The organism is Methylobacterium sp. WL120 (assembly GCF_008039465.1).
GTDB classification, from domain to species: Bacteria; Pseudomonadota; Alphaproteobacteria; order Rhizobiales; family Beijerinckiaceae; genus Methylobacterium; species Methylobacterium cerastii.
The window spans coordinates 1-2,515 of sequence record NZ_VRUT01000297.1 but is presented as its reverse complement, the minus strand read 5'-3'; the positions used below and the strand labels follow the sequence as shown (position 1 = coordinate 2,515).

The 2,515-nt window shown below is 69.6% G+C and carries 4 protein-coding genes; all 4 read left to right on the top strand.

Going from position 1 to position 2,515, the window contains the following annotated elements; genetic code table 11:
* The first annotated feature begins 584 nt into the window (after positions 1–584).
* The 4 genes from FV229_RS26455 to FV229_RS26450 all read left to right on the top strand — a co-directional run bounded on the left by FV229_RS26455 (position 585) and on the right by FV229_RS26450 (position 2,495).
* Positions 585–809, top strand: a complete 225-nt coding sequence (locus FV229_RS26455) for a hypothetical protein (protein WP_147754756.1) — start codon at positions 585–587, stop codon at positions 807–809.
* Complete coding sequence (locus FV229_RS27725; protein WP_187275297.1) at positions 806–982, top strand: hypothetical protein; 177 nt, start codon at positions 806–808, stop codon at positions 980–982. Before FV229_RS26455 ends, FV229_RS27725 begins: the two co-directional genes overlap by 4 nt.
* 300 nt (positions 983–1,282) lie before the next feature.
* Positions 1,283–1,459 (top strand): hypothetical protein, encoded by a 177-nt coding sequence (locus FV229_RS27720; protein ID WP_187275296.1) that lies wholly within the window; start codon positions 1,283–1,285, stop codon positions 1,457–1,459.
* Between the two features lie 364 nt (positions 1,460–1,823).
* Positions 1,824–2,495 (top strand): hypothetical protein, encoded by a 672-nt coding sequence (locus FV229_RS26450; protein WP_147754755.1) that lies wholly within the window; start codon positions 1,824–1,826, stop codon positions 2,493–2,495.
* The last annotated feature ends 20 nt before the right edge of the window (positions 2,496–2,515 follow it).

Below are 2,515 nucleotides of genomic sequence, written 5' to 3'. Positions count from 1 at the left end.
CCGCTGCGGGCGAGGCCGACATCCGCACCGTGGTCGATACCGCCCGCCTCACAGGCAGCACCTCCTTCGGCACCATCCTCAAAACCGTTGGCGCCTGAACCCAGCGGTCACAGGGGTGGGTAATTACACGTGTGCCGTCGGGGCGATCGTTCGCCAGGCCCGCCTCGAAGGAATCGAGCTTCCGACACGTAAGACCGGGCGCCCGATCGGGTGGCGCAAGCCGAGCCCGGCCAAGCCGTTCAAGCGTAGCGGTCAGCCGCCGGCTCTCGACCGGGACGATATCCTCGATGCCTGGTGCGATGGCGTCCAAGCCCGCGACATCGACCTGCTGACCCGGCGTTCGCCCGGCTCCGTGAAGGAGATCGTCCGCCGGACCCACCTGTCCGGTGACGCGCGCGCGACGCGCCACCTGCGCTGGCCGGATCGGGAGCTCGCCGCAAGACCCGCTTCGCCGCCCTCGCCCTCGCCGCCGCCCTGCTGCCGATCCCAGCCTAGGCGGCTGCCTGTCCGCCCCGGAGCTAGTCGCCGCGATCCCGCCGACGCTGCCCGAGACGGGTTTCGTTGGCCTGGTCCCGTCCGGCTCCGTGCCGACGGTGCTGGCGTGGCTCGAAGCCGCCGACCTTCCGCATGACGCGGACGCGATCGTTCAGGTCGTCGGCGATCGGGGCATCGCCCTCGTCCTCGTGCGGGGACAATCCTGCGGGGACCGGCCCGTGGTGACCCTCATCGGCGCGGCCGCCGCCGACCTCGTCGGCCTTGTCCGCCGGTACCGCGCACTGCGTGGCTGGGGGCCGGAGCTCGACGCATGACCGTCCAGGAGCGCGACGCCCGCCTGTTCGCCGCCGACGCCCTGAGGGAGGCGCGATCCGCCATGGCGTCGCCGCCGACGGAGGCCGGCTACTTCATGGCGGTGTTCACCCTGCTGGCCATCGGGGCGCTGTTCCCGGAGCTGCTGGCCGACGACGCCGACGCCGACGCCTGAGGCGCCGACCCGTCCCGACCGCGAGGCCCAGCGGGCCCGCGGGGCCGCCCCGCCCCATACAGGGTTGGACTACGTAGGCCGACGGCCCGTTCCCTAGGCGATCCAATCCTGCCCGCGCCGCCGTCAACCGAGCATGGTTTTGCCGGTCGAGACACCCTGCATCGAAATGATACCCAAAGGGGCGTCGCTTCATGCAGCGAAAATCAGTGCGATTTTCTTTCGCAATTTTTGCCAATTTCCGTTGACGGAAAGTTTGAGCTTGTGTCACGGTTGAACACCAACCAAGACAAGGAGCCGACGATGAGCAACGCCCCGAACACCGCCACCCAGGTCCACGAGGAGGAGCCCGACATCGACGCGATGCTCGCCGCCATGGCCGAGCAGGCCGCGCGGAAGGCGGCGGTGGAAGCGGAGGAGGAGCCCGACCTCGACGCGCTCTTCGCCTGGATGGCCGCCGAGGCCGCCCGGAAGGCCTGAGGCATCCGCCGGGGCCGATGCGCCCCGGCGATCCCCTCCCACCCGCAGCACGAGGATCGCTCGGATGTCAGAGTCCCGCCGCCAGCGCGTCATCTAGGAGTACGGCTCGCTCCCGGCGTACCAGGCCTACGTCACCGAGGGCCGCGACGTCTGCGCCGGCACGATCCGCAAGGATCGCCTCACCGCCTGGACGGAGATCGAGTTCAAGAACCTCGCCCGGGAAGCCGGATACCTTCTCGACTGGAAGGCCGACTTGCGCTGGGTGACGGCCGAGATCGCCGCCGACGAAGCCGAACGGGCGGCCGCCCCCGCATGCGCCGCCTCGTCCATTCCCGCCAACACCTGAACCTAAGGACCCCGACCGATGCCCAAGATCAGGATCGAAGCCAGACTCAAGTCCTGGCCCGTGGATGAGGCCCGCCGCCGCCACTACGACGACTGCATCGACACCGTGGTCGCCGACGCGAAGCGCAGCGTCGCGGGCCACCCGCAGCTCGGGCACCTCGAACCCGACCTGCGGTTCCGGACGCCGACGGGACGCCAGCGCCCGGCCGTGTTCGCGCCCGCCGTGATGATGAAGGCGCTGGAGAAGACCACACCCGGCAAGACCATGAAGGCGGAGTTCCGACGCGAAGTGATCCTGGCCATCCTGGATGCCCTGATCGACAACGACATCGAGCTCACCGGGCGTGACGATCACGACCGCTACGCGACCGTGGCCAACGCCAAAATGCTGAAGATGGCGTCGGGCTGGTACCGCCTCGAAGCAGAACAGGGGGTCCGCTTCGAGGCTGTCTTGCTGGAGCCGCACCCCAAGGCAGCGCCCGAGCCCACGGCCGCACCCCAGCCCAGGCAACCGCAGCCCTCGGCTAAGCCCACGCTTCAGATCGCCCACCATCCCACGGAGCAGCCCAAGCGCGCGCGGGCCTCCGTCTACGACAAGCCGATCCCGGAGGAGGCGGAGGAGGCGCCCGACATCGACGCCATGCTGGCCATGATGGGTAACCTCCCGCCCCGCACCCGCACCGGACACTGAGGATCGCCCCCATGAAGAAG